This is a genomic window from Streptomyces sp. H27-H1, from assembly GCF_026627445.1.
Taxonomy (GTDB): Bacteria; Actinomycetota; Actinomycetes; order Streptomycetales; family Streptomycetaceae; genus Streptomyces.
Window position 1 is genome coordinate 89,301 of the sequence record NZ_JAPNLJ010000003.1, and the last position, 26,764, is coordinate 116,064.

Sequence of the window (26,764 nt, forward strand, 5' to 3'; positions counted from 1 at the left end):
CTGGATGTGACTGACGTTCATGTACGTGAATCTCCGCAGGGCGCCGGGATCCCTTCGGCAGCCTGTGCGCACTTGTACCGAGGAGACGCCGCATGCCCGCACCCCGCACCGTCCTGCTCACCGGCGCGGCGGGAGGCCTCGGAACCCTGATGCGGGGCCTGCTGCCCGCGTACGGCTACGCACTGCGCCTGATGGACTTGGTGCCGGTCGAGGGTGCGCCCGACGCCGTCATCGCCGACCTCGCGGACAGGGATGCGCTGCGCGAGGCCGTGCGGGGTGTAGACGCGATCATCCACCTCGCGGGCATCTCCTTGGAAGCCCCCTTCGAGAAGATCCTCACCGCGAACATCGAAGGGACCTACAACCTGTACGAGGCCGCCCGGGAGGAAGGGGTTCAACGCGTCGTGTTCGCCTCGTCCAACCACGCTGTGGGCTTCACCCCCCGCCCCCGGGCCGGTGACGAGCTGATCCAGGTCCGCACCCCGCACCGCCCGGACACGTTCTACGGCCTCTCCAAGTCCTTCGGCGAGGACCTGGCGCAGCTGTACTGGGACAAGTACGGCCTGGAGACGGTCTCCGTGCGCATCGGCTCCTGCTTCGCCGAGCCCACCAGTGTGCGGATGCTGTCGATGTGGCTGAGTCCCGCCGACGGGGCCCGGCTCCTGCACGCGGCGCTCGCCGCCGAGCACGTCCAGCACACGGTGGTGTACGGCTCGTCCGCGAACACGCGGCTGTGGTGGGACCTCTCCACGGCCCGGGCGTTGGGCTACGCGCCCCAGGACGATTCGGAGCGCTACGCCGAGGGGCTCATAGCCGAGCAGGGCGACCTCGACCCGGAGAACCCGGACCACCGATACCTGGGGGGTCACTTCGTCACGAACCCGCCCGTCTGGCCGCACTGACCCTCCACAGCCCCCGTGCGCTCGTCACCCGCCGCTCCCAGACCTTCGGCGTGGCCGGGTTCGACGACATTCCCGAAGCCGCGTACTTCGCCCCGCCGCTGACTGCCGTGCGGCGGGACGTAGGCGAGCCGGGACGCCGCGCCCTCGAGCTGCTGGTGCGGGGAGCTGACCGGCGCAAGTCATGCCCGCGGCCAGGTGCTGGGGTCCGAGTCGAGAAGAACGACGGCACGACCGCCCTCGAGGACCGCGCCGGCTTCCACCAGCAGTGACAGCCGGATCCGGCCGCACCCCCGAGGGGTGCGGCCGGACCCGTTTTCCGTTGCGATCAGGAACCGGCCTTGCGCTTGTTGTAGACGTCGAAACCGACCGCGGCCAGCAGTACCAAGCCCTTGATGACCTGCTGGTAGTCGGTGCCGATGCCGACCAACGACATGCCGTTGTTGAGGACGCCGAGCACCAGGCCGCCGATGATGGCGCCGAGCACGGTGCCGACGCCGCCGGAGGCCGAGGCGCCGCCGATGAACGCGGCGGCGATCGCCTCCAGTTCGAAGTTGATGCCGGCCTGCGGCGTGCCCGCGTTGAGTCGGGCCGCGAAGACCATGCCGGCCAGCGCGGCCAGCACACCCATGTTGACGAAGGCGAGGAAGACGACGCGCTTGCTCTTGACGCCCGACAGCTTCGCCGCGGCCTCGTTGCCGCCGATCGCATAGGTGTGGCGGCCCAGGATGGAGTTGCGCATCAGGTAGCCGAAGGCGACCAGCAGCACGCCGAGGATCAGCAGCACGATCGGGAAGCCGTGGTAGCTCGCCAGCAGCAGGGTGAACACCACGACCGCGGCGGCGATGGCGACCAGCTTGGCGAGGAAGAAGCCCAGGGGGAGCAGGTCGAGACCGTAGCGGGCGGCCTGCCGGCGGCCCCTGAGCTCCTGGAGGACCGCCACCACGAGCACGAGGATCCCCAGCAGGAGGGTGAGGTTGTGGTAGTTCGTATGCGGGCCGGCCTCCGGCAGGAATCCGCTGCTGATCTCCTGGAAGCCCTTGGGGAAGGGCGCCACCGACTGGCCCTGCAGCACGATCTGCGTCCCGCCGCGGAACAGCAGCATGCCGGCCAGCGTGACGATGAAGGACGGGATGCCGACGTACGCGATCCAGAACCCCTGCCAGGCGCCCGCGACCGCGCCGATCAGCAGGGCGGCGGCCAGCGCGAGCGGCCACGGCACGTCGTGCTTGACCATCATGACGGCCGCGGCGGCGCCGACGAAGGCGGCCAGTGAACCGACCGAGAGGTCGATGTGACCGGCGATGATCACGATCATCATGCCGATGGCCAGGATCAGGATGTAGCTGTTCTGCTGGATCAGGTTGGTGACGTTGAGCGGCTGGAGCAGGATGCCGTCGGTCCAGATCTGGAACACCACGATGATCAGCGCCAGCGCGAGCAGCATGCCGTACTGGCGTATGTTGCCGCGCAGCGCCCGCGCCAGCAGGGGGCCGATGCCGCGACCGCCTCCGGGCTCGGCGGGCCGGGCCGTCTTGAGGTCCGTGGTCCCGGTGGTGTCCGTGGTCTCTGTCTGGGCCATGCCCTACACCTGCTCGTTCTCGGTCGCAGCGCTCACGGTCATGAGGCGCATGAGTGATTCCTGGGTCGCGTCCGCGCGGTCCACCTCACCGGTGAGCCGGCCCTCGGTCATCGTGTAGATGCGGTCGCACATGCCGAGCAGTTCGGGGAGTTCGGAGGAGATGATCAGAACCGCCTTGCCCTGGGCGGCGAGTTCGGCGATCACCGTGTAGATCTCGGCCTTGGCGCCGATGTCGATGCCCCGGGTGGGCTCGTCGAGGATCAGCACCTCGGGCTCGGAGAAGATCCACTTGCTGAGGACGACCTTCTGCTGGTTGCCGCCGCTGAGCTTCCCGGTCTCCGCGAACACCGAGGGCGCCTTGATGTTCATGGTCTTGCGGAAGGACTCCGCGACCCGGGTCTCCTCGTGCGCATTCACCCAGCCGCGCCGCGCGACCTTGCCGAGCGCGCTCAGCGAGATGTTGCGGCTGATGTCGTCCATCAGGTTCAGCCCGAGGTGCTTGCGGTCCTCGGTGACGTACGCGATGCCGTGGCCGATCGCCTCGGGGACGGTGCGGGTGCGGACCTCCTTGCCGTCCAGCAGCACCCGGCCTCCCGTGCAGCGCCCGTACGAGCGGCCGAAGACGCTCATCGCGAGTTCGGTGCGGCCCGCGCCCATCAGGCCGGCGATCCCGACGATCTCGCCGCGCCGCACTTCGAGCGACACGCCGTCGACGACCTTGCGCTGATGGTCGATCGGATGGTGGACGGTCCAGTCCTCGACGGCGAAGGCGACCTCGCCCACCTCCGGGGTGCGCTCGGGGTAGCGGTGCTCCAGATCGCGGCCGACCATGCCCCGGATGATCCGGTCCTCGGAGATGCCCTCGGCTTCGACCGCGATGGTCTCGACGGTCCGGCCGTCGCGCAGGATCGTGACGGAGTCGGCGACCTGGGCGATCTCGCCCAGCTTGTGCGAGATGAGGATGCAGGAGATCCCCTGGGCCTTGAGCTCCAGGATGAGGTCGAGCAGTTTGCGGCTGTCCTCGCCGTTCAGGGCGGCCGTGGGCTCGTCCAGGATCAGCAGCTTGACCTCCTTGGCGAGCGCCTTGGCGATCTCGATCAGCTGCTGCTTGCCCACGCCGATGTCGGCGACCCGGGTGTGCGGGCTCTCGTCCAGCCCGACCCGCCGCAACAGTGACGTGGCGTGGGTGAGCGTCTTGCTCCAGCTGATGATCCCCCGGTTGGCGTGCTCGTTGCCGAGGAAGATGTTCTCCGCGATGGAGAGGTACGGCACCAGGGCGAGCTCCTGGTGGATGATCACGATGCCGCGCTGTTCGCTGGCCCGGATGTCCTTGAAGGCGCAGAGCTCGCCCTGGAAGAGGATCTCGCCCTCGTAGGAGCCGTGCGGGTGGACCCCGCTGAGCACCTTCATCAGGGTGGACTTCCCGGCGCCGTTCTCACCGCAGACGGCGTGGACCTCGCCGGGGGCGACACTCAGGGTGACGTCGGAGAGCGCTTTGACGCCGGGGAAGGACTTGCTGATCGAACGCATCTCAAGGACGGGTCCGGCCATGGTGGTGCATCCGTTCGACAGGGGGCGGTACGGGCGGGGGCCTGTCGGGTCGACTGCCCCGCCCGTACGCACCCGGCTCTGGTGTGGGCTCTCTGCGTTCGGGCCCGGTGGCTACTTGAGCTGGCCGGCGGTGTACTGCCCGCCGTCGACCAGGATCTTCTCGTAGTTCTTCTTGTCGACGCTGACCGGCTGCAGCAGGTACGCCGGGACGACCTTGGCCCCGTTCTCGTACTGCTTGGTGTCGTTGACCTCGGGCTTGCCGCCGGTGAGCAGGGCGTCGCCCATCTGCACCGCGATCTTGGCCAGTTCGCGGGTGTCCTTGTACACGGTCTGCGTCTGCTCGCCCGCGATGATGGACTTCACCGATGCCAGCTCGGCGTCCTGGCCGGTGACGATCGGCAGCGCCTTGCCCGAGCTCCCGTAGCCGACGCCCTTGAGGGAGGACAGGATGCCGATGGAGATGCCGTCGTACGGGGAGAGCACCGCGTCGACCCGGGCCGAGGTGTACGACTTGCTCAGCAGGTTGTCCATCCGGGACTGGGCGACACCGCCGTCCCAGCGCAGTGTGGCGACCTGGTTGAAGCCGGTCTGACCGCTCTGGACGACCAGCTTCTTCTGGTCGATGTACGGCTGGAGCACGCTCATGGCGCCCTGGAAGAAGAAGGTGGCGTTGTTGTCGTCCGGCGAGCCGGCGAACAGCTCTACGTTGAACGGGCCCTTGCCGCCGGCGAGGCCCAGGGTGTCGGCGATGTAGGTGCCTTGCAGGACGCCGACCTTGAAGTTGTCGAAGGTCGCGTAGTAGTCGACGTCCGCGGTGCCGCGGATCAGGCGGTCGTACGAGATCACGGGGATCTTCGCTTCGGCGGCCTTGTGGAGGACGTTGGTGAGCGAGGAACCGTCGATCGCGGCCACCACCAGCAGCTTGGCGCCCTTCGTGATCATGTTCTCGATCTGCGAGACCTGGTTCTCGACGACGTTGTCGCCGTACTGCAGGTCGGTCTTGTAGCCCTTGGCCTGGAACTGCTTGACCATGTTGTCGCCGTCGTTGATCCAGCGCTCCGACGACTTGGTGGGCATCGCGATACCGACGAGACCGCCCTTGGTGTCACCACCGCCCGTGCCGTCTCCCGCGCCGTTGGTGCTCTGGCCGCAGGCTGTCAGAGCCAATGTGAGGCCCGCAGCAGCGAGGCCCGTCAAAACCTTCCGCACTATTCCTCCAGTGGTATGCCGCGATCGGCGCGACCTCGGCGGGGGCCTCGGATCGGGTCGAGCGGGGGTCGAGCGCCGGCCCGGGGTGGGAGGGGGCCGGGTTCGCCCGGGGTCGGTACGGCCCAGCGGGCAGCGGGGTGGGTGGACCCCGCGGGAGGCCCGGATGGGTGCCGCTCTGGGCTGGCGTTACATGAGTGTTAACGCTCACAGAAATCTCGTCAAGGGCTCGGAGATCACCGTTGGGTATAGCGCGGGGCGAGCGGAGAGGTGTTCGGGGGAGGCTTGACGGCAGAAATTGCAGCGTCAACAATCAGCTGCGAAGTGGCTCTGCGCTCTCCCCGCCCTCTCGGCTCGGTGCCGGCCACCGGCACCCGTGCCCGTGAACACCGCCGGAAGTGAACTTCTCCGGCCCGTGGGGGTCAGGCGGGCTGCGGGGTGAGGCGCTTATGCCCCTTGCGGTCGTAGTACGCGGTCATGGCGAAGCCGAAGAGCAGGGCGAGGGCGGTGCCGATCGCGATCATGACCCAGGACCGGGTGAGCCCCGCATCTCCTCGCGCGTCGAAGTAGAGGATCGCGCGCACCCCGTCGCTGAGCTGCCGCATGGGCTCGAAGTGGGACAGGAAGCGGTAGAAGGCGGGTACTGCCTGCAGCGGCACGGTGGCACCCGACGAGGGCAGGCCCAGGACGATGAACACGAACATCGACACCAGCTGGCCGATCCCGCCGAACGCGGCGTTGATGGCCTGCACGCCCAGACCGACGGCGAGGGCCGCGCAATAGGAGTAGATCCACAGCAGGGGCAGGTGGGACGCGTCCATGCCGAGGAGGGTGACGCAGGAGAGGAGGACCAGCGAGGCGCTGAGGAGCGTGATGCCCGCGGTCATCACCATCTTCAGCAGCAGCGTCTGGGTGCGGTCGACCGGCACGGTGGGGCGGCGGGTGTGCCAGGGGCCGATCTCGTTGTCCGCGTAGCCGAGGGCGGTGTCGACGCCGTTGCTGATGACGTTGCCGCCCATGAACCCTGCCAGCACGAGCAGCAGGGTGTAGTAGAAAGCCGTCAGGCCGAGGCCGCTGCGGGTGCCGATCGGGTGGCCGACCTGGGTGATCACGTTCACCGGGTCGGCGAGCAGCAGCTCCACGGTGGGGCTCGCCTGCGCGCCGGCCGCTGCCGTGAGCTGTCTGCCGACGGTCTGCGACGCCGCGTGCGCAGCCTTGGTCGTGATCTGAGTGGCGAGGGAGGAGCCGAGGCTGCCCTTGCCGGGGTTGGTGAGCACGGTGATCGTCGGCTTTCGGGTGGCCCCGGAGGTGGTGAGGGCGGTGACGTCGTCCGTGAAGCCGGCCGGGACGACCAGCGCGCCGTAGATCCTGCCGGAATCGAGCTGTTCCTGGGCCCGGGCAAGGCTGAGTGTGCGCCAATCGGCCTTGCCGCCCCCGGTGTCCGCCGCGATGGAGGCCGTGACCTGTGCGCCGAGGTTCTCGCTCTGCCCGGCCGGCGGCTTGCCGATGTCCTCGTTGACGAGGGCGATGGGCAGGTCGTGCAGGTCCTGGTTGGGGTTGACGATGCCGCCCATGTACAGGAGGGACAGCAGCAGGGAGAGCAGTCCGGTGAGGATCGCGGGCACCAGCCACAACCGGGGGTGGCGCAGTAGCGTCGCGGCGGTGACCTGAGGGGCGGCGGGCTCGGCCATGGTTCTCCGTGGGCTTCGGTCGGTCCGAGGACCGCACAGCGGGTGAGAACGGCCGAACGGGGTGATGGCGTGCTGACCGTACGAAAGCCCAGGATGGGGCCCGCACCCACGCGAGCCGTGGCACGCCTCGCCTTCCTCCCCCCGTTGCAGTACGGATACCGCGACGGGCCCCTCCCGGAGCCTGTCCTGGCCGGGTAGGACCCGGGACTCAAGCGATCAGGCTGTGCTCGGCGCCTCGCCGCTTCGACGTCATGACGGGGTGGGGCCGGCGAGGTGCTCCGTGAGGCCCGCGAAGGACAGGAACGTGGTCCGGTTGGCGAGCAGCCAGGTTCCGTCCAGTTCGCGGAACGTGTCTTCGTAGTGGCCCGCTTGGACCGGTGGTCCTCGCTGGTCAGACGGTACGGGCCGGGAGTGACGGGCGGCCGCAGGCGACGGGCGGGCCGGCGCGGGCGGGGCACATCCTGGTCGGGTACTGGGTGGTCGACGTCAAGGGCGAGGAGGGGGCTCTGGAGATCGCGTCGCGGGCGTCGGCGTGCCCCGGGCCGGGCGGGAAGCCCGGCAGCGACCCGGTCGAGGTGCACCCGGTCCCCGAAGGCTCGCCCCAGGCCTGAGCCGAGCGGATCCACGCGGGAGGCGGGTGCGTCAATACACGTCGCGGCCGTAGCGCTTGTCGGCGGAGAGCTGCTTCAGGTAGGCGGCGGCCGCGTCCTCGTCGAGGCCGCCGTGCGCCATCGCTATGTCGCGCAGTGCCCGGTCCACGTCCTTGGCCATCCGGCTCGCGTCCCCGCACACGTAGAAGTGGGCACCGTCCTGGAGCCAGGACCACAGCTGGGCGCCGTGCTCGCGCATGCGGTCCTGTACGTAGACCTTGGTGCGCTGGTCGCGGGAGAAGGCCAGGTCGAGGCGGTCGAGCGTGCCGTGACGGTGGAGTTCCTCCAGTTCGGCCCGGTAGTAGAAGTCGGTGGCCTGGCGCTGTTCGCCGAAGAACAGCCAGTTGCGGCCCCGGTGGCCCAGCGCCCGGCGGTGTTCCAGGAAGCCCAGGAACGGGGCCACGCCGGTACCCGGACCGACCATGACGGCCGGGGTGTCCGCGCCGGCGGGCGGGCGGAAGTGCGCCGAACGGTGGACGTACAGCGGCACGGGGGTGCCCGGTTCGGCGTCCGCGAGGAAGGTGGAGGCCACGCCCTTGCGCAGGTGGCCGCGCGGGCCCTCGTAGCGCAGGACGGACACGGTCAGGCTGACCGCGCGAGGGTCGACGAGGGGGCTGGAGGCGATCGAGTACAGGCGGGGCTGGAGCCTCTTCAGCCGGTCGGCCCACTCCTGGGCGCTGAGCCGGACCGGGAACTCGGCGAGGAGGTCTACGGGTTGGCGCCCCCAGGCCCACCGGGCGAGGCCGTCCTTGTTGTCGGGGCGCGTCAGCTGCTTGAGCATGCGGTCGCCGGTGCGTTCGGTGGCGAAGCGCAGCAGGTCGGAGGTGATGCGGGTGATGTCCAGGTGCCGGTGCAGGGCCTCGGCGAACGGCATGGGTGCGAGGCCGGAGACGAGGACTTCCGCGTCCGGGGAGAGCCCGGTGGTGGCCAGCCATTGCGCCACCAGGTCGGGGCAGTTGACGGGCCGGACGCCGAGCGCGTCGCCCGGTTCGTACGTGGGGCCGTCCGTGCCCAGGTCGAAGGTGAACCGGCGGACCTCCTTGGTGGCGCCGGGCAGGCTGAGCAGCCGGTTGCCGGACAGGTGGGCGGTGTACGGGGCCCCCTTGCTCGGCGTGAGAACGGGTGCGGGCGTCTCGGCGGCCTCCGGTTGCGGGGCGGCGGTCAGGGCGTCGCGCACCTGTTCCACCCACCGGGCAGCGGGTTCCTCGTAGTCGGGCTCGCAGTCCAGCCGCGGAAGGAGGCGTACGGCTCCGAGTGCGTCGAGGCGCTGGTCGAGCCGGCGGCCGTGGTTGCAGAAGGAGTCGTACGTCGAGTCGCCGAGCGCGAGAACCGCGTACCGGACGTCCTCGAAGGGGGTCGCGGCGGTATCGCGGAGCGACTCCCAGAAGCTGGAGCCGTTGTCCGGGGCGTCGCCGTCGCCGAAGGTGCTGGTGATCACCAGCAGGTCCGTGCCGGGCGTCAGGGACGAGGGGGTGAGGTCGGCCATGCTGTGCACGCTCGCCGAGTGGCCCGTTTCGGCGAACTGCTCCCCGATGGTGCGGGCGAGCTCCTCGGCGTTCCCGGTCTGGGAGGCCCACAGGACCACGATCCGGCGGGTCCTGGCATCCGGCGCCGAGGGCTTCGGGGCCGCTGCGGTCGGTGCTGCTGCCGTGCGGGAGTACGTACCGGCGAGCATGCCGTCGATCCAGAGGGCGTGGTCCGCCTCGAACGGGGCGTCCGGAGGGAGCGTCGGGACACCGGTGCCGGGCGGAGCGCAGGCGAGTCCGCCGAGGAAGCCTGCGAGGTACCGGCGCTCGTGGTCCGCGAGGACGGGCGGGGTGAGGTCGCCGAGGCCGAACAGAGCGGCCAGGGCGGGGACGGGGCCGTCCACCGACGAGGTCACGGACTCGACCGGCGTGGCAGAGGAGCGACCCGGCCGGGCATGCGGAGCGGTGGCCGTTGCGCTGGGGTTGTGGAGCGCGGCGCGTCCGGCGTCGGGGCGGGCGGCGGCCAGCGGGGCGCGCGTCCTGGTCAGTGTGACCGCGCAGACCTTGAACTCGGGCTGGAAGGAGACCGGGTCGACGGCGTCGTTGGTGACGGCGTTGACGCTGAGGTATTCGCCGAACAGGTCGTTCCAGTGGAACGGGGCGAAACAGTTCCCGGGCCGGACCCGGTCGGTGAGCACGGCCGGCAGTACGGCCCGGCCGCGCCGTGAGGCCACCTCCACGCCGTCGCCCTCCGCGATGCCGAGGGCGGCCGCGTCCTGGGGATGGATCTCCACGAACGGGCCGGGGTTCAGCTTGTTGAGCTTGGCGACCTTGCCCGTCTTGGTCAGGGTGTGCCACTGGTGCTGCAGGCGCCCGGTGTTCAGGAGGAACGGGTAGTCGTCATCGGGGAGTTCGGCGGCCGGAAGGTGCGGGCGGGCGAAGAAGACGGCTCGCCCCGTGGCCGTCGGGAACACCAGGCGGGGGCGGCTGCCGTCCGGGCGCTCGGCCAGGGTCTGGCTGACGCCGTCGTTGAGGTAGCGGATGGGGTTGCGGCCCGGCCCGGCCGGGGCGGCCGGCCACTGCACCGGGCCGGTGCGCAGCCGCTCGTAGGTGACTCCGCGCAGGTCCCAGCCGGTCTGCGGGTTCCAGGCCTGGCGCAGCTCCTCGAAGACCTCCTCGGCGCACGTGTACGTGAACGCGTCGGCGAATCCCATCGCGCAGGCGACCCGGGCGATCAACTGCCAGTCGGGCAGGGCCTGACCGGGCGGGTCGGCGGCTCCGGGGACCAGGGCGAGGCTGCGCTCCGAGTTGATCATCACCCCGTCCGCCTCGGCCCAGAGGGTGGCGGGCAGGGTGATGTCGGCGTAGGCGTTGGTCTCGGTCTCCTCGAACACGTCCTGGGTGATGACCAGTTCGGCCGTCTCCAGCGCCTTGATCACCGTGCTGCGGTTGGCGACGGAGGCGACCGGGTTGGTGCAGATGATCCAGCACGCCTTGATCTCACCGGCCGCGATCTTCTCGAACATCTCCACGGTGCCGCGCCCGACATCGGTGCGCAGGGTCCCTTCGGGGACTCCCCAGAGCTCCTCGGTGAACCGCCGGTCCCGCTCGACCAGGACCGAGCGCTGACCGGGCAGGCCCGGACCCATGTAGCCCATCTCCCGGCCGCCCATCGCGTTGGGCTGGCCGGTGAGGGAGAAGGGGCCGCTCCCGGGGCGGCAGATCGCGCCGGTGGCCAGGTGCAGGTTGACCAGGGCGTTGGTGTTCCAGGTGCCGTGGGTGGACTGGTTGAGGCCCATGGTCCAGCAGCTCATCCACTCGCCCGCCTCACCGATCCAGCGTGCGGCGAGACGGATGTCCGCCTCCGGTATGCCGGTGATCTCGGCGACCTTCGCGGGCGGGTAGTCCGCGAGGAAGGCGGGCATGTCCTCCCAGCCCACGGTGTGCTCGGCGATGAACCCGGGGTCGGTCCAGCCGCCCTCGACCAGCAGGTGCAGCAGGCCGTTGAGGAGGGCGAGATCGGTGCCGGGCCGGATCTGGAGGAAGAGGTCGGCCTTGTCGGCGGTGGCATTGCGGCGGGGGTCGACCACGATGAGCTTGGCGCCCGCCGCCTTGACCCGGTCCATCATCCGCAGGAAGAGGATGGGGTGGCAGTCGGCCATGTTGGCGCCGATGACGAAGAAGGTGTCCGCGCGCTCGAAGTCCTCGTACGAGCCGGGAGGGCCGTCGGCGCCGAGCGAGAGCTTGTATCCGCTGCCGGCGCTCGCCATGCAAAGCCGGGAGTTGGACTCGATCTGGTTCGTGCGCAGGAAGCCTTTGGCCAGTTTGTTGGCCAGGTACTGGGCCTCCAGGGACATCTGTCCGGAGACGTAGAGGGCCAGCGCGTCGGGGCCGTGCGCGTCGAGGATCTCCCGGAGGCGGCGGGCCGCCTCGACGACGGCCGCGTCCACGTCTACGGGAGCGGCCTCGAAGCCCCGTTCCGCACGGATCAGCGCGGTCTCCAGCCTGCCGGGCGCGGCCAGCATGTCGGCGTGGGTGGCGCCCTTGGTGCACAGCCGCCCGGCGTTCGCCGGGTGCTCCTTGTCGCCGGACACCTTGGCCACCGTACGGCGGCCGCCGGGGGGCCGGGCGATGTCCAGCACGACCCCGCAGCCGACCCCGCAGTAGGAGCAGACCGACCGCACCCGCCGCCCGCCCGTGTCTTGCGTCTCGGTCACAGGAGCCCCCTCGCGAACACCGTCCGGGCGGCCCGGAGCTTCGGGCGCCGTGGCGGCGTGCAGGTCCGTGTGCCGCTGCCCCCAACCTAGAAAGTCCGTGTTGCGTACAGGTGACGGGAGGGTCGGCCCAGGGGTTACAAGCCCCCTGCGCCGAGGCCCCCCCCGAAGGTGAGGTGCCCGGATCCTTGTGCGCCGGCGGCGTATCCGTACACCGCCGAGTCGCCCAGCTCCTCCTCGATCCGGATGAGCTGGTTGTACTTGGCCGTGCGGTCGGACCGGGACAGGGACCCGGTCTTGCCTTCCCGTACGAGGGCCTCGTTGGTGCAGAACACGTCGTCCCCGGTCAGCTGGCACCCGGCCCCGACCCGCGCCGTCACGCTCCTCCTGACCGCGGCAGTGAGCGTCTGGCTCGCGACGACCTGGCTGTGACCTCAGCCAGGACCGGCGGCCCATGAGCCGGATGCCGCCCCGGCGATGAGTTTGCCGGCGCCCACAGGTCTACCTTTGGACCGGGGCAGCCAATTCATCGGGAGTACGCCATGGGCCTCATCCACATCGAACTGTTCGCCACCCTCGACCTCGTCGGGCAGGCGCCCGGCGGCCCCGACGAGGACCCGGTGGGGTTCCCGTTCGGCGGCTGGCAGGCGCCCCTGCTGGACGAGGTGTCCGGGGCGCAGGTGGACGCCGCGTACGAGGGTACGGACGCACTCCTGCTCGGCCGGCGGACGTATGACATCTTCGCCGCCTACTGGCCGCACCAGAAGGGCGGTGAGGACGGCGGGATCGCCACGCTCTTCAACAGCGTCCCGAAGTACGTGGCCTCCCGCGGCAGGCCCGACCTCTCGTGGGCGGGCTCCTCGCAGCTCGGCCCGGATCTGGCCGGGGCGGTGCGCGAGATCCGGGACCGGCACGAGCACATCAAGGTCGTCGGGAGCCTGAACCTGGTGCAGGCCCTCCTGCGCGAGAAGCTCTTCGACCGTCTCGACCTCTGGCTGCACCCGATCGTGCTCGGCGTCGGGAAGAAGGTCTTCGACGGCGGCGAGGTGCCCACCAACGTCACCCTCCTCGAACCGCCGGCAGCCGGACCGAAGGGCACCGTGTACCTGCGCTACGGGCTCGCCGACGGCACGCCCGGGACGGGCGACATGAGCGCACCCGATCGTGGCGTCGGGCACGGCGGCTGAGAGCGGCGAGCGGAGCGGATCAGAAGTGTGCGGCGATCCCGTAGCCGGGCCATGTCGTGGCGGTCCCGGTCGGCTGGCTCGTAGCCCTGGTGGAAATGGACCCGTTGTTCCGCGGAGAGATAGGGAACGGCACTGCGCCGGATCGTACCGGTGACGAAGCAGGCTGCCGGACAGCTGTACGGCCGCCCTGGCTCCGGCGAAGCCTGGGTTGCACTTCCGTCGGGCGCGAAGACCAGGTGGTTCTTGCGGGCCCGGGCGATGAGCATGCCGTCGGTTCCACGCGCACGGCGGTGTTGTAGCCGAGGCCGCCGTCCTCGTGCCCGCTCGTAGAGGGAGTCCGGGAGTCCGGCCTCAGGCCGGCTTGCGCCACACGGAGACGTGCTTCGTGGAGTCCTGGGTGAACGGCGCCCCGTCCCAGTCCGCGACCCGGCGCTCCAGCTCGAGCCCGGCGATCCGTGCCATCAGATCGAGCTCGGCCGGCCAGGCGTAGCGGTGCCGGGAGTTGTCGCGGCGGTAGCCGTCGTCGCCGTCGCGGGTGAAGTGGTGCGAGACGAGGATCTGCTCGACCAGGTCGAAGGTGTCGAAGCCGAGGTGCTGGTCCGAGACGTCGAACGGCACCGCCACCTGGCCGGGCGGCAGGAACCGCAGCGGAGGTACGCCCAGTTCGATGACGAACCGGCCGCCGGGCACCAGGTGGCGTGCGGCATTGCGGAAGCACTCTACCTGCTCGTCCTGCGTGAGCAGGTTCGAGATGGTGTTGTAGACGAGATAGACCAGGGTGAACCCGCCGGGGACGGTGGTGGTGGCCATGTCCCCGAGGGTCACCGGCAGGGTGCTCTCGTCGGTCTTGCGCCGGAGCACCGCCGCCATGTGCTCCGACAGCTCGATGCCCGCCACCGGAACACCGCGCTCCCGGAGCGGGACACCCACGCGTCCGGTCCCGATGGCGAACTCCAGCGCCCGGCCGTCACCGGCGAGCTCGGAGAGGAAGTCGAGAGTCGGTCCGAGCGCGGCGGCCGAGGAGTTCCCCGCCTCCTCGGCGTCGTAGCGGTCGGCGGTCGCGCGGGTCCACAGCTCACTGGTCGTCACGGGCGACCACTCTGCCGAGTGCCGAGGGCTGCTGTCGAGGCATTTGCCTTCCGCAGGCGCGGAGCGCGACAGAGGCCGGCCTCGTCACTGCTCCTGTGGCGGTTTGCCCTCCGCCGCGGACACCTCGACGAACTCCACCTGGCCCTTTGCGTTGAGGCGCAGGATCGGGACGGCCTTGTTGCGCGGATTGCCGTTGTTCTGGAAGGAGATGAACCCGCTGGCCCCGGCCACCTGCTGGGTGCCGTCCATCTGGTGGAACATCCGGGCCACCGCGTCGCCGACGACCTGGCCCTGCCAGTGGGCGGCCATCTGGATCCCGTGGGCCGCGGCGAGCACCGCGTCGTGGCCCATCAGGGCCCCGCCGTCCTCACGGGGGTCGTGCGGGAACCACTGGTCCAGCAGCCCGCCCGGCTGGAAGTTCCTCGCGGAGGGCGCGGACACCGCCTGCGGCGCCGAGCGGTACATGTCGGGGTGGGCGAGGCCGGTGTAGAGCACCTCGATGCCCGTTCCGGCAGCGCGGGCGAGCTCCTCGGGGCTCAGGTTGGTCGTGTCGTCCCCGGTGAACACGGTGAACCGCTGGTCGGTGCAGCTGCGGTTGGCGAGCGCGTCGAGGAAGTGCGTGAGGTGCAGGCCGCGGCCCGCGAAGTACACGAGTTGAGGATGTTGCTGACACAACTGGCCCGACATGTAGTGCAGTTCGTTCTGCCAGGCGCTGCCGACGGAGGAGTCGTAGGTCATGCGCTCGGCGACGAGTTTGTGCTTGTCGCCGTCCTGGAAGGCCTTGGTGAAGGCGGTGCCGAGGGTGGCGGAGTAGAGGTCCCCCTGCGCCACGTCCTGGATGACGACGGCGGTGGCGACGCCGCGCCGCTTGAGGTAGGCGGCGCCCGCGTACGCCTCGTCCTCGTTGGTGGGGGCGATCCGCACGAAGCCGTTGATGTCCTGAATGTTGGTGGCGGTCAGCGTGGCGCCGACCATGGCTATGCCGTGTTCGGACAGGCGCTTTATGGCCGCGAGGTTCTCGTTGTTGCTGGGACCGAGGCCGGCGACCGCGACGAGCCGGTCCGGGGAGTCCTTGCGGGCGATGAGTTCGTCGACGGTGTGCTTCCACTGCGTGGACTCGCTGCCCGGATTGGCTATCAGCAGGCGGATCTTGGGGGAGGCGGAGAGGTCGCCCTGGTTGTGCCGGTACTGGGCGAGGTAGGCGCCCTGCAGTTCGTGCCGGACGCCCTCGGCGGAGTTGCTGTCGCCGGCGGTGGTGGTGAAGGAGGTGAAGTAGGCGACGCTGACGTACGGTTCCTTGTCCGCGTTGGCGAGGACCCGGCGGTTCTCCACCTCGATCTTCCTGCTGACGGCGTCGAGGTGCGGTGCGAAGACGTAGGAGCCGTCGCTCACTCCGACGCACTCGTCGTCAGGGCCCTGCTCGACGACCCCGTCGGCGCACCTGGCCTGGCGGTCCTGGAGCCAGCCCACACCCAGCCAGAGCGCCGCGACCAGGGCGACGGCCGCCGCGACGGCGAGCGCGACGCGGCGTACGACGTGCAGCGGCCATTCGATTCTGGGCATGTGCTCAGCTCTCCCAGCCGGCGGTCTGGGGATCGCGCCAGTGACGGTACCGCTCCGCCTCGTTGAACAGGGCCACGATGTCGTTCCTCCGCAGTTGGGACAGATGGGTGTAGCCGTCGGCGATGATGTCGCCCAGCCGCATGGCGGGGTCGGCGAGCGGGTCGCTCCACACCCAGCGGGTGGTCACCAGCGTGTGGATCACGGACTCGGTGTCCATCACTCGCCCGGGCCGGCGCGGGACGAGCCCGGCGAGGAGCTCCAGCGGTCCGCTGTCGGCGGGGAGGCGGTTGGGAGCGGCGGTGATCGAGTCGAACTCGGAGATCCACTGCCCTGGCGGTACGGCGGTGAAGCGCCGGGTCAGGTGAGCGGTGACCTCCTCCGTCCGGCCGAGGGCGAGCTGGTGGTACATCTCCTGCACCGGCTTGCCCTCGCCGCGGTAGTACTCAGCGAGGAGCTCGTGCGCGGCGTCCCACCCTTCGGGGTGTGCGGCCAGCCGCCACAGGAGGAGCCGACGCAGCCAGGGGTGGAGTATGGGGACGACGGCGACGGGACCGTTCAGCAGCCAGCGGTCGCGGATGTCGCCGAACAAGAAATCGTCGGGGCTGAGCAGCCGGGTGGCGACGGAGAAGTCCCGGGCGGCGGCGCATTCGGCGAGGGCCGCGCGCTGGGCGCCGTCGAAGTCGCGCAGGAGATGGCCGAGGGCGGTGTCGGCGAGGGTGGCGGAGTCCTCCCCGGTGCGCAGCGGCCGGTCGGGCAGGGTCCTCAGCCAATGGTCCTGCTGGGGGCCCGAGCCCGGGAGCGGACCGGCCTGGCGCAGTACGTCGAGCACCTGGTGGACGGCGCGGGGCAGCCCGCCGGTGAGCCGGTGCACGAAGGGGGTGAGGCGGGTCAGGGGCGCCAGGTCGCTGTTCCCGCCCAGCTGGAGCTCTATCCGGATGCGGACCTCGTCCAGGTTGAGGTCGCGCAGGCGTAACGGGTACCACCAGGTGTCCTCGCTGTCGCGCGTGGGCCGGTGGGCGTTCCAGTCGGCCAGGGAGGCCCGGTCGGGACCGCGCAGCTGCCAGGGCCAGGAATCCCCGGTGGCGGAGCCCCAGCGGGGCAGCCAGCGGTTCGAACTGGCGACGACGGTCAGCGGATCACTGGCGTGGCCGGCCACGACCGTCTCGTCGTGCCGGGAGCGCAGCAGCAGGTCGAGGAAGTGACGGCCGTAGTCCGTATGGCAGTTGTCCAGGAGCAGCAGATAGGAGCGGGGCATGAAGTTGCGGGTGGTGTTGCGCCTGAGGTCCTCGAGGAAGGCCGAGAAGAGGACGAGGTCGAGCCGCTCCTGCTCGTCGCCCTCGTGGCGCCAGAGGTTGAGCTCCACCAGGGCTTCCATCGGGTCCGCGCTGCGGATCATGGGGTGGCGTCCGTACCAGTGCGCCCCGGCCGTGAGCCGGTTGCCCAGCCTGCCGCCGAGCAGGCCGGGCACGGTGCGGCGGCTGCGCCGCAGCGCGTCCTGGAAGAGGGTGAGCGCGGCGGTGGAGGCGCCTTCGGGCATGCCGACCGCGCCCATGCCCACTTCGAAGAAGGCGGCCAGGTAGTCGCCGTACCGGGCCTCGTTCTCCTCCTGGAACCGGTCGAGTTGCTGTTGCACCGCGCGCCGCCCCTCCATGAGGCTGCGCATGCGCAGCTCCTGGTCCGAGGCGAGCAGGCCGAGGCTGAGCAGCGGGAAACGGGAGCGGCCGTAGCGGGGCAGCTTGCGTTCGAGCTGGCGGGCCAGGAGTCCGAGGGCGTAACGCGGCAGCAGGGACTGGGCCCCGCCGAAGTTGACGAAGGCGAAGGGGTAGTCGGGCCCGAAGCGTTCCATGAGCGCGCTGTGCGCCTCGCTGGCTCCGCTGCCGGCCGGGCCGAGGAGCATGGTCAGGGGCCTTTCGGCCGCCGGCTCCTCCTTCAGGCACGAGTCGACCAGCGACACGATGCCGCTGCGGCCCCGCAGGCCCATGCCCGTACCCGACTCCATCACGTGTGATCCCCCCCAGGACGACGCTTCGAGGAGTAGAGCCTGCCATCCGGAACCGGAGCGGGACAGGGGTTTCGGCTCCTTGATTCGTTTTCGGGTGGACGGCCGGGTCACCGGGGCGCCCCTCGCCGCGGTGAACCAGCCCTACCGGCAACCCGCGGGGACGGCCCCGCGGCTGCCCCGCCGATAATCCGGTGCCCCGGCAGGACCGGCTCACTACACTCGCCTCACGCGCCGCAGCACATCACGGCGCGCTCGTCGTCGAGTTGAGGAAAGGGGAACCGGGCCATGTGCCGTCACCGCACCGCCGCCTTCGTTCCCCACGCGCGCTACGACGTGATCCCGGTGTCCCAGGGCGCGCGGTGCCGGCTGCGCGGCCGCCACCGTATGCCCGTGACGCACGCCTGACCTCCGAGCTCCGCCCGTCGTACCGCCTGCGCACGCCACCCGCCCGGCCCTGACAGACAGGGGACCGGCGCCGGCGGGCGTCCGCCGGAGTACGGCGCGGCCGCATCCGGACGGCTCCGCTCCGGGGCCGTCACACGCCGGCCGTCAGGACCGAAGACCGAAGCCCTCCGCGTCAGGGAATCGCGCTGCCCTCCTCCTCACCATCGAAAGGCCCCGGGCCATGCGCACCGACCAGCGACCCTTCACCACCGCTTCCCCTGCCACCGCTTCCCTCACCACCACCCGCAATCTGGGCATCCTCGCGCACGTCGACGCGGGCAAGACGACGGTCACCGAGCGGATCCTGTTCACCACCGGCGCGGTGCACAAGCGCGGCGAAGTCCATGACGGCACCACCGTCACCGACTTCGACCCCCAGGAACGGGACCGGGGCATCACCATCTCCGCGGCGGCCGTGAGCTGCGCCTGGGACGGCCACCGCCTCAACCTGATCGACACCCCCGGCCACGTCGACTTCTCCGACGAGGTGGAGCGCTCGCTCCGGGTGCTCGACGGGGCGATCGCGGTGTTCGACGCCGTCGCGGGCGTGGAGCCGCAGAGCGAGTCGGTGTGGCGGCAGGCTGACCGCCACGGGGTGCCGCGGATCGCGTTCGTCAACAAGCTGGACCGGGCGGGCGCGGACCTGGACACCGCGGTCGCCTCGATCCGGGAGCGGCTGGGCACCGTCCCCCTGGTGGTGCAGCTGCCCATCGGCCGGGAGGACGGCTTCACCGGCGTGGTCGACCTCCTGCGGATGCGCGCGCTGCTCTGGCGCACCGGCTGCGACACCTGGGAGACCGGACCGGTCCCCGAGGGGCTGCGGGAGGAGGCCGCCCGCCGGCGCCGGGCGCTGGAGGAGGCGGTGGCCGAACTCCACCCGGCCGCGCTGGAAGAGTTCTGCGCGTCGGCGGCCCTGACCGAGCGCACCCTGGCCGGCGCACTGCGCGACCTGACCCTGAGCGGAGACGGTGTCGTGGTGCTCTGCGGTTCGGCGTACCGCAACCGGGGTGTCGAACCACTGCTCGACGCGGTCCTCGCGTACCTGCCCTCGCCCGCGGACGTGCCGCCCGTACGCGGCATGCTCGACGGCGCGGAGCAGGAGCGCACCGCCGACCCGGCACAACCCTTCACCGCCCTGGCGTTCAAGGTGACGGCGACGGCGACCGGACGGCTCACCTACCTGCGCGTGTACGCGGGTACGACGCGCAAGGGGGAGACGGTGCTGGACGCCGGTACGGGCCGCAGGGAGCGGATCGGCCGGATCCTACGCGTGCAGGCCGACCGCCACGAGGAGATGGAGGAGGTGACGGCCGGTGACATCGTCGCCGTGGTGGGGCTGAAGGACGTACGTGCCGGGGCGACCCTGTGCGCACCGACGGCGCCCGTGGTCCTCGAACCGCCCCTGGTGGCCGTACCGGTGGTGACGGTCGCGGTGGAGGCCCGGCGCAGCGCCGACGTCGGCCGGCTGTCGTCGGCACTGTCGCGGCTCGTCCTCGAGGACCCCTCCCTCGTGGTGCGGTCCGATCCGGAGACCGGCCAGACCGTTCTGTCGGGGCTGGGCGAGCTCCATCTGGAGGTCGCGGTGGAGAAGATCCGCCGCGTCCACGGGCTGGACGTCACCGTCGGCCGGCCGCAGGTCTCCTACCGGGAGACCGTGGTGCGAGGCGTGACGGGTCTGGTGTACCGGCACGTCAAACAGGACGGCGGCGCGGGTCAGTTCGCCCACGTCGTCGTGGACGTCGAAGCGCGGGAGGAGGCGGGGATGGAGTTCCGGTCGACGGTCGTCGGAGGCCGTGTGCCCCTGGAGTACGTGCGCGCCGTGGAGGCCGGTTGCCGGGACGCGCTCGCCGAAGGCCCCCTGGGCGGCTACCCGGTGACCGGACTGCGGGTCACGCTCACCGATGGTGCGACCCACTCGAAGGACTCCTCGGAGATGGCGTTCCGGGCGGCGGGGCGGTTCGCGCTGCGCGAGGCGCTGCGAGCAAGCGTGATGGAACTCCTGGAGCCCGTCGTGGAAGTCACGGTCACCGTCCCGCAGGACGACGTCGGCGGGGTGCTCGGCGATCTCGCGGCCCGCCGGGGAAGGGTGTCGGGCTCCACCTCGCAGGCCGGTACCGCCGTGGTCACGGCGGCCGTCCCGCTGGCCGAACTCTTCGGCTACGCGTCCGGGCTCCGCGGCCGGACCCGGGGCCGGGGCACCTTCACGACCCGCCCGGCCGCGTCCGCGCCCGTACCGCGGGCGGTGGCCGACGCGGTCCTGTCCGCGCGGTAGCCGCAAGGGGGGCGGCGGCCGGGGCCGTGACCCGGCCCGGAGCCGTCCAGCCCCTGCTCTGCCCCGACCCACCGGGGCAGAGCAGGGCTCACCGCGCCGTGCGCGAGACCGGGCCCCGGGCCGGGCCGACGGTGCGCGCTCCGGCCTCCCGCCGGCCTACGGACCCTCGTCGTAGGTCCCCGACTCGATCTCGAGGGCGAGTTCCTGCAGGACCTCGACCGCGGAGATGTCCGTCCGGCCGTTGTCGTGCGCGATGGCGAGGCTGGTGAAGGCCAGGCTGAATCCGGAGACCATCGTGTGCAGCGCCGGCCCGAGGGCCTCGGCGACCAGCATGGCCACCTGCCGGGGCGAGGCGTCGGCGGGCACGCTGATCGACGGCAGCATCTCGTTCAGGAGCGTCGTTGCCACTCCGGGCGCTGCCGTCGGTCCGCCGTCGGTGTCCTCATCGTCTTCCTCACCCGTCTCGACGGCCCGGCGGATGTCCTGGGCCTCGGTGAGGATTCCGATCACTCGCTTGAGTACCTCTGCGCGTTCCACCTGGTCGAGCGTAGCCCCGCTCCGGGACGCGATGGGCGTACCTTCCGCAATCGGCGGGATTGGATGACCGTGCGGGGCTTTCCAGCGGTCGTGGCTACGCGGACCTGCGGCCCAGGGCTCGGCGCACCCCGTAGACAACCACGATCAGGACGATGACGATGACCGCGATGATCACGAGGTTCTTGAAGAACCCGCCGCGCTTCTTGCTCTTCTTGGCCTTCTTGCCCCCGGCGACGACCTGAATTGGGGACGACGCCGACGTACGGACGGCGGCCGCCGAGCCGCTACTCCCGGCGGGCAGACCGCCTGGCGTGAGCACAGCCGTTACCGCCGGTGCCTGGCGGACGACCGGCGCGGCCGCCGCGGTCGCCGCAGGGCCCAGCAGCAGCCCGGCAATGACGAGGAGCGGCAAGAGCGCCGATGTCGCCGCCGGTACCGCAAACGCCTCCACAACACGGTGCTTCTCCACAGTTTCCCCTGTCCTGCGATGTCCCGACCGAATCCGGTGGAGCCCGGCCGGCGGGGGCCTCAGAGCATCGTCGGCGACTTCGCTCGCCCCGGCAAGGCCGTGCGGAACGCTCAACCGTGGGTGGGGGCCATCTACTGGTTCATCGCCGGACCGGCATCGTCCAGCCAGGCTCACAGCGACCAAGCGGCGGAGCGATTCTGCCACTTGTGATGGACGCCGGCGTGACTGGTGGCGAACACCTCGATGCGGCCGCCGACTGCCTCGCCCCGACCCATGCGGTGCGCGCCCCGCATACCGCCGAGAGCCTACTCGCCCACATCCTCACCGAACAGTCGGCGCACGGGAGGGGGGCCGACACGGCTGTGGGGCCGGGCCCGCACCGAGACCCTCACCACCGCGCTCTGCGCCATCGCCGGTACGGGCCTGTGGCCGGACGCGGCGCGGGCGACCTCCTCCGCACAGGACGGCCGTGAGGGTGCGGCGGCTGGCACGATCCGGGGCTCCACACCCCCCGCGGCCTGGATCCCGCCGCCCGCACGAAGGGCCGCCCGGCGCTGCCGGGCTGCCATCACCCCACGCCCGGGAGCGGGGCAAGCCTGACGGAGTGAGCTCAAGGCCGGGCCGGGTCCGGCTCTGCCTCCATGCCCCGCACCACGTCCATGAAGGCTCCCGCCAACGGGCTCAGCCGCTGCTTGCGGAGGTCCAGGACGGGCGTCGGGTTCGAAAGGCCGTGTGCCGCGAGGAGGTTCATGAGGGCCCAGATCAGGTCAGGGCGTCCCGTCACCGGGAGTTCCCGGCCGTCCGGGGTGATGACCGCGGCCGCGGTGGTGCCGGCGAGGAGGTTCGTGCGCGCCCAGTCGACGACGTACGACCTGCCAGTCGGGTCGGCGCGCAGGACGACCTCCCTGGTGCGGTGCAGGACGGCGAGGTAGTCCATCGGTACCGTCAGCCGCCTGGCGGCGTCGAACGGGGGCGTGCCGTCCGCGGGATGGATGCGGAGCACCGTGTCGAGGACCGGGCCGTGGCCCTGGAAGGTGTACGTACTGGTCATCTACAGGAACCGGGCACGCACCAGAACGCCGCCGCGGCGCGACCACCGCCGGTTGACGGAACCGAACGCCGCCGGTTCGCCCGGCAGGTCGTCCACGATCCAGCGGGACTCCTCGCCCGGCTCGGTCACCGGTGCCCGCTCCTCGGGGAAGGCCCGGTCTTGATCGATCAAGGCGGTGTAGCGTGCCGCCGCGTGCGGGTCCAGGCGCCGCAGGTCGATCGTGTCGCCGGTCATCTCGATGCCTCCGGCTTCCCGCGCGATCCGCATCTGCCGCAGCAGCCAGCCGGGTCGCCGGGTCGCGTCCGTCCACCGGCCTTCGAGGTCGGCCATGCGGCTGGTCCGCGTACCCGCCAGCAGGGCGCTCCGGGGCCACAGGGGCGTCACCTTCCCGGGGCTCTTCGGACCGGTCGGGCTGCCGGGACCGGCCGGGTCGACGAGGACGACCAGGCGGCCGGCCGTGACGGCCGAAAGGCACACGGACGGCACACGCCACGATTCCGTGATCTCGAACCCGGTGGCGTCCTCGAGCCCGTCGGAGTCGTGGACCCGGAGCCTGAGCCGGACCAGCGGCGTGAACTCGTCGGGGACGGAGTTGCCGGAGTAGGTCGTGAAGGTCGCCTCGTTGTCGGGGTTGTACCGCACGAGCGACGCCTCCAGGACGTCCGCCCGCGCCAACCGGGCCTTCGCCGAGCCCGGTTCGGACCGCGGTGCCCACATCACGAAGGTGTCGTCGCCGTAGGAGATGCTGTTGCCCTTCACGCGGTCCCCGCGAGTGATGCGGGGGAACCCGTTCCGAGTGAGCTTGAAGGCCTCGACGGGGATCAGGACCGAGCCGACGAGTCCGATGGCGAGCGCGATCCAGGCGCAGTCCTCGCCCTCGCGCCAGGCGACCCATCCCACGAGGAGGGCGATCGGGACCGGGAAGGTACAGAGCGTGGCGAGGATGAAATTGCCGGTCAGCGTGCCTGTGTAGCTGCGCATGTCCCCTCCTCGACCTTGACCTCGTCCCCGCACCCCGGAGCCGGTCCACACCCCCGTACCCCGCGGCACGCACCGAAGCCCGGTATGCCGACCGCTGCCCCCCATCGTCCCGTCGCCCTTGCCGCAGCACCACCCTCCCGGAGGGACAGATCACTTCGTGGTGGGCGGGGGATCCGCTACGGGACGAGTCCTAGATGAGTTCCGCCGCCAGCAATGCGGCGGCCTTGGCCACCAGGGGGTTGTCGGCCGGGTCGTCTTCCTCGGGCTTGGTCGTCAGGACGGCCATCACGATCGGCGCACCGTTCGGCGGCCAGGTGATGCCCGCGTCGTTGTTGCCTCCGTACCTCCCGCCGCCGGTCTTGTCGGCGAGAACCCAGTCGGCGGGGAGGCCGGCACGGAATCTGTCGCCGCTCGTCGTATTGGCGAGCATCCAGCCCGTGAGCCGTTCCCGGTCCTGGGGCGTGAGCGCGTCGCCGAGCGTGAGGCGTGCATAGGTCCGGCCGATGGCGCGGGGTGTGGTGGTGTCCGATACCCGCCAGGGTTCACCCGAGTTGAGTTCGGGCTCCCATCGGTCGAGCCGGGTCCTGCCGTCCCCGATCGAGCGGCAGAAACGGGTGATGGCGGTCGGTCCCCCCAGCTCGCGCAGCAGCAGGTTCCCTGCGGTGTTGTCGCTGTAGCAGATCGCCGCGTCGCACAATTGGGAGACGGTCATGCCGTTTTCGAGGTTCTCGGCCATGCCGGTGCGGGGGGAATAGCCCGACTTCTCTACGTACGCGGTGGTGTACCGGATGCGCTTGGCCAGGAACGCGCCGTCGTGGTCGAGGTCGCGCAGTACGGCCGCCGCGGCAATCGTCTTGAACAGTGAGCACATCGGGAAGCGTTCGTCCGCGCGGTACGCCACCATCCTGCCTGTGCGCATGTTGCGGGCGAACACACCCAGGCGGGCGGAGTGCTGGTGTTCAAGCTCCCGCAGCCTGGAGGTGATGCCGTCTCCGGCGGGTAAGGCGTGTGCGGTTCCGCCGAGGGGCAGAGTGGCGGAGAGTGCCGCGCCGGCTCCGAGAGCGAGTGCGGTGCGGCGCGATGGGCGTGGTCCTGTGGTGCGCAAGGCGTTCTCTTTTCTGTGGCGGTCATGGCCGACGTCGACACACGGGGCAGCCGGGCCGGATTCGCCGCGGAGGCGAACGTGGTGGGCGGCGCCCGACTCCACGGCTTCCCGCCACCCTCGCGCGCCGCGTACGCGGATGCATGAGTATCCGTACTCAGAGTCCCCGCAGGAGCCCCGCCGCCGCCCGGCAGCTGCTCGGCATCAGGGGGCCTCCGCCCCGGGACGCGGCCGACGACCCGACATCCGCCCCGGGCGCAGACGGACGTTGGCCGGCTCGGGAGTCCTGCCCGCTCCTACGCGGAATAGACCTTCAGTGCCGATATCTGGCCGGCCGGCCAGCCGGTGTTGGCGGTGAAGGTCAGTCGCAGATGGCGGGTGGTGGTGCCCGCGGGAAGGCTGAGGGTGACACTGTTCCCGGTCGACGGGTCGAAGGTGTAACCGCCCGCGCCGATGAGCGTGGTGAAGGTTGAGCCGTCCGTGCTCCCCGCCACGGAGACGGTCTGGGTCCGGGTGCTCCACGCGGACGGGGGCGGCACGGCCAGGACAATGCGGCGGGCCGGCTGGGCCGCGCCGAGATCGACCTGAAGCCACTGGGGGAAGGCGTTGTTGGCGCTCTCCCAGTAGCTGTTCGGGTCGTCGTCGACGGCGTTGGCGCAGGCGTAGCCCTGTGTATGACTGCTCTCGGTCGTGGGCCGCTGCCGGGCGAGGTCGACGGTGGAGGACTGGTGGTCAGTGGTCGCGGTCACCGTGCCGGAGGCGGGAGAGACGTTGCCGGCGGCGTCGTGGGCGGTGACGCAGAGGCTGTAGACCGTGGCCGGGGCGAGTCCGGTGACGGTGAACGCGGTCGCGGTGGTGGTCGCGAGCGGGGTGGAGGCGCCGCCCGCAAGGGAGTTGATCGTGTACCCGGCCACCTGGACGTTGTCGGCGGACGGGGTCCAGGACAGGGAGACGCTGGTGGTGGTGTGCCCGGTAACGGCGAGGCCGGCGGGTGCGGTGGGGGCCTGGCCGTCCGGTGGCCCGGACACGACCGGGGCGGTGGGCCGGGTCGCGGTCAGCGCCAGCTGGCCCTTGAGCATCCTGCCGCCGTCCGCGGTGAGCCGCAGGTAGTAGTCGGCGGAGCAGGCCGTGCCGTCCTCGTCCAGCGCCAGCAGCCCGGAGCCGGTCGGTACTCCGGCAGCGGTTTCCGCGGTCTTGGCTATCTGGTTGCCCTCGTTGTACTCGTCGAACATGGAGATGTAGATGCCCTGCGCACCCAGGCGGACCATGTTGTAGAACTGCCGCCACATGAAGTCGCCGTGCACCCGTTGGCGCAGCGACAGGTCACCCGGCAGGACGCAGGGCTGGTAGTCGATGCCGTTGGCGTCGCAGTCCGCCTGGTCGCCCAGACCGATGTTCTGGTGGACCGAATCGGAGTCGGCGGAGTTGGAGATGGCGCCGACCATCCAGGGCGAGATCATGTGGAAGGCGTGATAGACACTCAGGTAGCCGGGGCGCGAGCCGCCGCCGCCCGTCCGCCATTCGCGCGGTACCCCGCCGATCACGTAGCAGCCCTGGGCCTTGAACCAGTTGACCACGTCGAGGCAGACAGCCGCGTCCCACGGGTGGTTGGAGTCGTTGAAGCCGAACCCCCAGATGCACACCACCGGTTTGCCGTTCTGGCGGGCGTAGGCGGGTGAGCCCGTGTGCGCGGACATCTTGGAGGTCCAGTCGGCCTTGATCTCCGACCGCATGTTCGTCCAGCCGCTCACGTCGTACATGACGTAGAACTTGCGCCCGTGGGTCTCGGCCGAGTTCCGGACCTTCACCGCCATGGCGTCCCGCGTGGGGCCCTCACTGCTGTTCGGGTTGAAACGCTGCAGAGCCGCGGTGTCGCAGCCGTTCTGCCGCATCGACAGGAAGTGGGCGTCGACCGTCTGCTGGTCGTAGGAGGAGAACAACGTGGCCGGCCCGCCGCTGCCCAGCCGGCCGTAGCCGGTCTGGTAGGCCTGCGTGTAGTCCCGCATGTCGGGCCAGGCTTTGATCACGTTGTTGCCCGGGGACGGGGCTTGCGACCAGTTCTGGCTCCAGTGCCACCAGGCGTTGATCGGGGCGCCGTCGCCGGCACAGGCGAACCAGCCTTGGTATCCGACGGTGATCTTGCCGACGACGTCACCGGGCGCACTGGCCGCGCCGTCGACCGCGACCGCGACCGCGGCTGCGAGCCGGGGAGCGGGGACGCCGAGCAGGGCTCCGGTGGCTGAGCCGACCAACGCGGTGGCGAGGAAGGTCCTGCGGGTTACGGCCATGACAACCTCTCGGCGACGGG

General features: G+C 70.8%; 20 protein-coding genes and 1 pseudogene. 5 read left to right on the forward strand and 16 right to left on the reverse strand.

The window, feature by feature from the left end; all coding sequences use genetic code 11:
* The first annotated feature begins 92 nt into the window (after nt 1-92).
* Together OTB20_RS03885 and OTB20_RS42705 are read left to right on the forward strand one after the other, a co-directional pair.
* Nucleotides 93-902 carry an NAD-dependent epimerase/dehydratase family protein gene (locus OTB20_RS03885; RefSeq protein ID WP_267815180.1) on the forward strand — a complete coding sequence of 270 codons (810 nt, stop codon included), beginning with the start codon at nt 93-95 and terminating at the stop codon, nt 900-902.
* A 50-nt stretch (nt 903-952) separates the two neighbouring features.
* Entirely contained in the window at nt 953-1,171 is a 219-nt protein-coding gene (locus OTB20_RS42705) for a substrate-binding domain-containing protein (RefSeq protein WP_420716322.1), read from the forward strand.
* A gap of 56 nt (nt 1,172-1,227) precedes the next feature.
* Here the strand turns inward: OTB20_RS42705 and mmsB are convergent, their stop codons facing one another.
* From mmsB to OTB20_RS03910, 4 genes are all read right to left on the reverse strand, one after another.
* Entirely contained in the window at nt 1,228-2,481 is a 1,254-nt protein-coding gene (gene mmsB, locus OTB20_RS03895) for a multiple monosaccharide ABC transporter permease (protein ID WP_267815181.1), read from the reverse strand.
* A gap of 3 nt (nt 2,482-2,484) precedes the next feature.
* Nucleotides 2,485-4,032: a multiple monosaccharide ABC transporter ATP-binding protein gene (mmsA, locus tag OTB20_RS03900; protein WP_267815182.1), complete on the reverse strand. Its 1,548-nt coding sequence runs from the start codon at nt 4,030-4,032 to the stop codon at nt 2,485-2,487.
* A gap of 111 nt (nt 4,033-4,143) precedes the next feature.
* Nucleotides 4,144-5,241: a multiple monosaccharide ABC transporter substrate-binding protein gene (gene chvE, locus OTB20_RS03905; protein WP_267815183.1), complete on the reverse strand. Its 1,098-nt coding sequence runs from the start codon at nt 5,239-5,241 to the stop codon at nt 4,144-4,146.
* Nucleotides 5,242-5,660: 419 nt separating this feature from the next.
* Nucleotides 5,661-6,929, reverse strand: a complete 1,269-nt coding sequence (locus OTB20_RS03910) for a YhgE/Pip domain-containing protein (RefSeq protein ID WP_267815184.1) — start codon at nt 6,927-6,929, stop codon at nt 5,661-5,663.
* Between the two features lie 377 nt (nt 6,930-7,306).
* Here OTB20_RS03910 and OTB20_RS03920 point away from each other — a divergent pair, with 377 nt between their 5' ends.
* Entirely contained in the window at nt 7,307-7,540 is a 234-nt protein-coding gene (locus OTB20_RS03920; RefSeq protein WP_267815185.1) for a hypothetical protein, read from the forward strand.
* Between the two features lie 31 nt (nt 7,541-7,571).
* Here OTB20_RS03920 and OTB20_RS03925 read toward each other — a convergent pair whose 3' ends face one another.
* The gene (locus OTB20_RS03925; protein ID WP_267815186.1) at nt 7,572-11,762 is read right to left on the reverse strand and encodes a bifunctional nitrate reductase/sulfite reductase flavoprotein subunit alpha; all 4,191 of its coding nucleotides are present in this window, start codon (nt 11,760-11,762) and stop codon (nt 7,572-7,574) included.
* 134 nt (nt 11,763-11,896) lie between these two features.
* Nucleotides 11,897-12,145: pseudogene (locus OTB20_RS03930) on the reverse strand (hypothetical protein); the annotation flags it as partial.
* Nucleotides 12,146-12,301: 156 nt separating this feature from the next.
* On the opposite strand from OTB20_RS03930, the gene OTB20_RS03935 reads away from it, so the two are divergent.
* Nucleotides 12,302-12,946 (forward strand): dihydrofolate reductase family protein, encoded by a 645-nt coding sequence (locus OTB20_RS03935; protein WP_267815187.1) that lies wholly within the window; start codon nt 12,302-12,304, stop codon nt 12,944-12,946.
* Here OTB20_RS03935 and OTB20_RS42710 read toward each other — a convergent pair.
* The 4 genes from OTB20_RS42710 to OTB20_RS03955 all read right to left on the reverse strand — a co-directional run bounded on the left by OTB20_RS42710 (nt 12,871) and on the right by OTB20_RS03955 (nt 17,597).
* On the reverse strand, nt 12,871-13,212 hold the full coding sequence (locus OTB20_RS42710; RefSeq protein ID WP_420716323.1) for a nucleotidyltransferase domain-containing protein: 342 nt from the start codon (nt 13,210-13,212) through the stop codon (nt 12,871-12,873). The genes OTB20_RS03935 and OTB20_RS42710 overlap by 76 nt on opposite strands.
* 85 nt (nt 13,213-13,297) lie before the next feature.
* Complete coding sequence (locus tag OTB20_RS03945; protein WP_267815188.1) at nt 13,298-14,035, reverse strand: class I SAM-dependent DNA methyltransferase; 738 nt, start codon at nt 14,033-14,035, stop codon at nt 13,298-13,300.
* A gap of 84 nt (nt 14,036-14,119) precedes the next feature.
* Nucleotides 14,120-15,598, reverse strand: a complete 1,479-nt coding sequence (locus OTB20_RS03950; RefSeq protein ID WP_267815189.1) for an ABC transporter substrate-binding protein — start codon at nt 15,596-15,598, stop codon at nt 14,120-14,122.
* A 4-nt stretch (nt 15,599-15,602) separates the two neighbouring features.
* Nucleotides 15,603-17,597 carry a hypothetical protein gene (locus OTB20_RS03955; RefSeq protein ID WP_267815190.1) on the reverse strand — a complete coding sequence of 665 codons (1,995 nt, stop codon included), beginning with the start codon at nt 17,595-17,597 and terminating at the stop codon, nt 15,603-15,605.
* 628 nt (nt 17,598-18,225) lie between these two features.
* Here OTB20_RS03955 and fusA point away from each other — a divergent pair.
* Nucleotides 18,226-20,316, forward strand: coding sequence for an elongation factor G (gene fusA / locus OTB20_RS03960; RefSeq protein ID WP_267815191.1), 2,091 nt, complete (start codon nt 18,226-18,228; stop codon nt 20,314-20,316).
* Nucleotides 20,317-20,472: 156 nt separating this feature from the next.
* On the opposite strand, the gene OTB20_RS03965 is transcribed toward fusA, so the two are convergent.
* The 6 genes from OTB20_RS03965 to OTB20_RS03990 all read right to left on the reverse strand — a co-directional run bounded on the left by OTB20_RS03965 (nt 20,473) and on the right by OTB20_RS03990 (nt 26,744).
* The gene (locus OTB20_RS03965; RefSeq protein WP_267815192.1) at nt 20,473-20,853 is read right to left on the reverse strand and encodes a hypothetical protein; all 381 of its coding nucleotides are present in this window, start codon (nt 20,851-20,853) and stop codon (nt 20,473-20,475) included.
* A 94-nt stretch (nt 20,854-20,947) separates the two neighbouring features.
* On the reverse strand, nt 20,948-21,265 hold the full coding sequence (locus OTB20_RS03970) for a hypothetical protein (protein WP_267815193.1): 318 nt from the start codon (nt 21,263-21,265) through the stop codon (nt 20,948-20,950).
* A gap of 667 nt (nt 21,266-21,932) precedes the next feature.
* Nucleotides 21,933-22,373, reverse strand: coding sequence for a hypothetical protein (locus OTB20_RS03975; RefSeq protein ID WP_267815194.1), 441 nt, complete (start codon nt 22,371-22,373; stop codon nt 21,933-21,935).
* Nucleotides 22,374-23,354, reverse strand: coding sequence for a hypothetical protein (locus OTB20_RS03980; protein WP_267815195.1), 981 nt, complete (start codon nt 23,352-23,354; stop codon nt 22,374-22,376).
* Nucleotides 23,355-23,544: 190 nt separating this feature from the next.
* The gene (bla, locus tag OTB20_RS03985; RefSeq protein ID WP_267815196.1) at nt 23,545-24,459 is read right to left on the reverse strand and encodes a class A beta-lactamase; all 915 of its coding nucleotides are present in this window, start codon (nt 24,457-24,459) and stop codon (nt 23,545-23,547) included.
* A 293-nt stretch (nt 24,460-24,752) separates the two neighbouring features.
* A complete protein-coding gene (locus OTB20_RS03990; protein ID WP_267815197.1) occupies nt 24,753-26,744 on the reverse strand; it encodes a discoidin domain-containing protein in 1,992 nt (663 codons plus the stop codon).
* Between the last annotated feature and the right edge of the window lie 20 nt (nt 26,745-26,764).

Coding starts and splice junctions, on each gene's coding strand:
- OTB20_RS03885 (WP_267815180.1), top strand. CDS start 93: ATGCCCGCACCCCGCACCGTCCTGCTCACCGGCGCGGCGGGAGGCCTC.
- mmsB (WP_267815181.1), bottom strand. CDS start 2,481: ATGGCCCAGACAGAGACCACGGACACCACCGGGACCACGGACCTCAAG.
- mmsA (WP_267815182.1), bottom strand. CDS start 4,032: ATGGCCGGACCCGTCCTTGAGATGCGTTCGATCAGCAAGTCCTTCCCC.
- OTB20_RS03910 (WP_267815184.1), bottom strand. CDS start 6,929: ATGGCCGAGCCCGCCGCCCCTCAGGTCACCGCCGCGACGCTACTGCGC.
- OTB20_RS03935 (WP_267815187.1), top strand. CDS start 12,302: ATGGGCCTCATCCACATCGAACTGTTCGCCACCCTCGACCTCGTCGGG.
- OTB20_RS42710 (WP_420716323.1), bottom strand. CDS start 13,212: ATGCTCATCGCCCGGGCCCGCAAGAACCACCTGGTCTTCGCGCCCGAC.
- OTB20_RS03950 (WP_267815189.1), bottom strand. CDS start 15,598: ATGCCCAGAATCGAATGGCCGCTGCACGTCGTACGCCGCGTCGCGCTC.
- OTB20_RS03955 (WP_267815190.1), bottom strand. CDS start 17,597: ATGGAGTCGGGTACGGGCATGGGCCTGCGGGGCCGCAGCGGCATCGTG.
- fusA (WP_267815191.1), top strand. CDS start 18,226: ATGCGCACCGACCAGCGACCCTTCACCACCGCTTCCCCTGCCACCGCT.
- OTB20_RS03975 (WP_267815194.1), bottom strand. CDS start 22,373: ATGACCAGTACGTACACCTTCCAGGGCCACGGCCCGGTCCTCGACACG.
- OTB20_RS03980 (WP_267815195.1), bottom strand. CDS start 23,354: ATGCGCAGCTACACAGGCACGCTGACCGGCAATTTCATCCTCGCCACG.
- OTB20_RS03990 (WP_267815197.1), bottom strand. CDS start 26,744: ATGGCCGTAACCCGCAGGACCTTCCTCGCCACCGCGTTGGTCGGCTCA.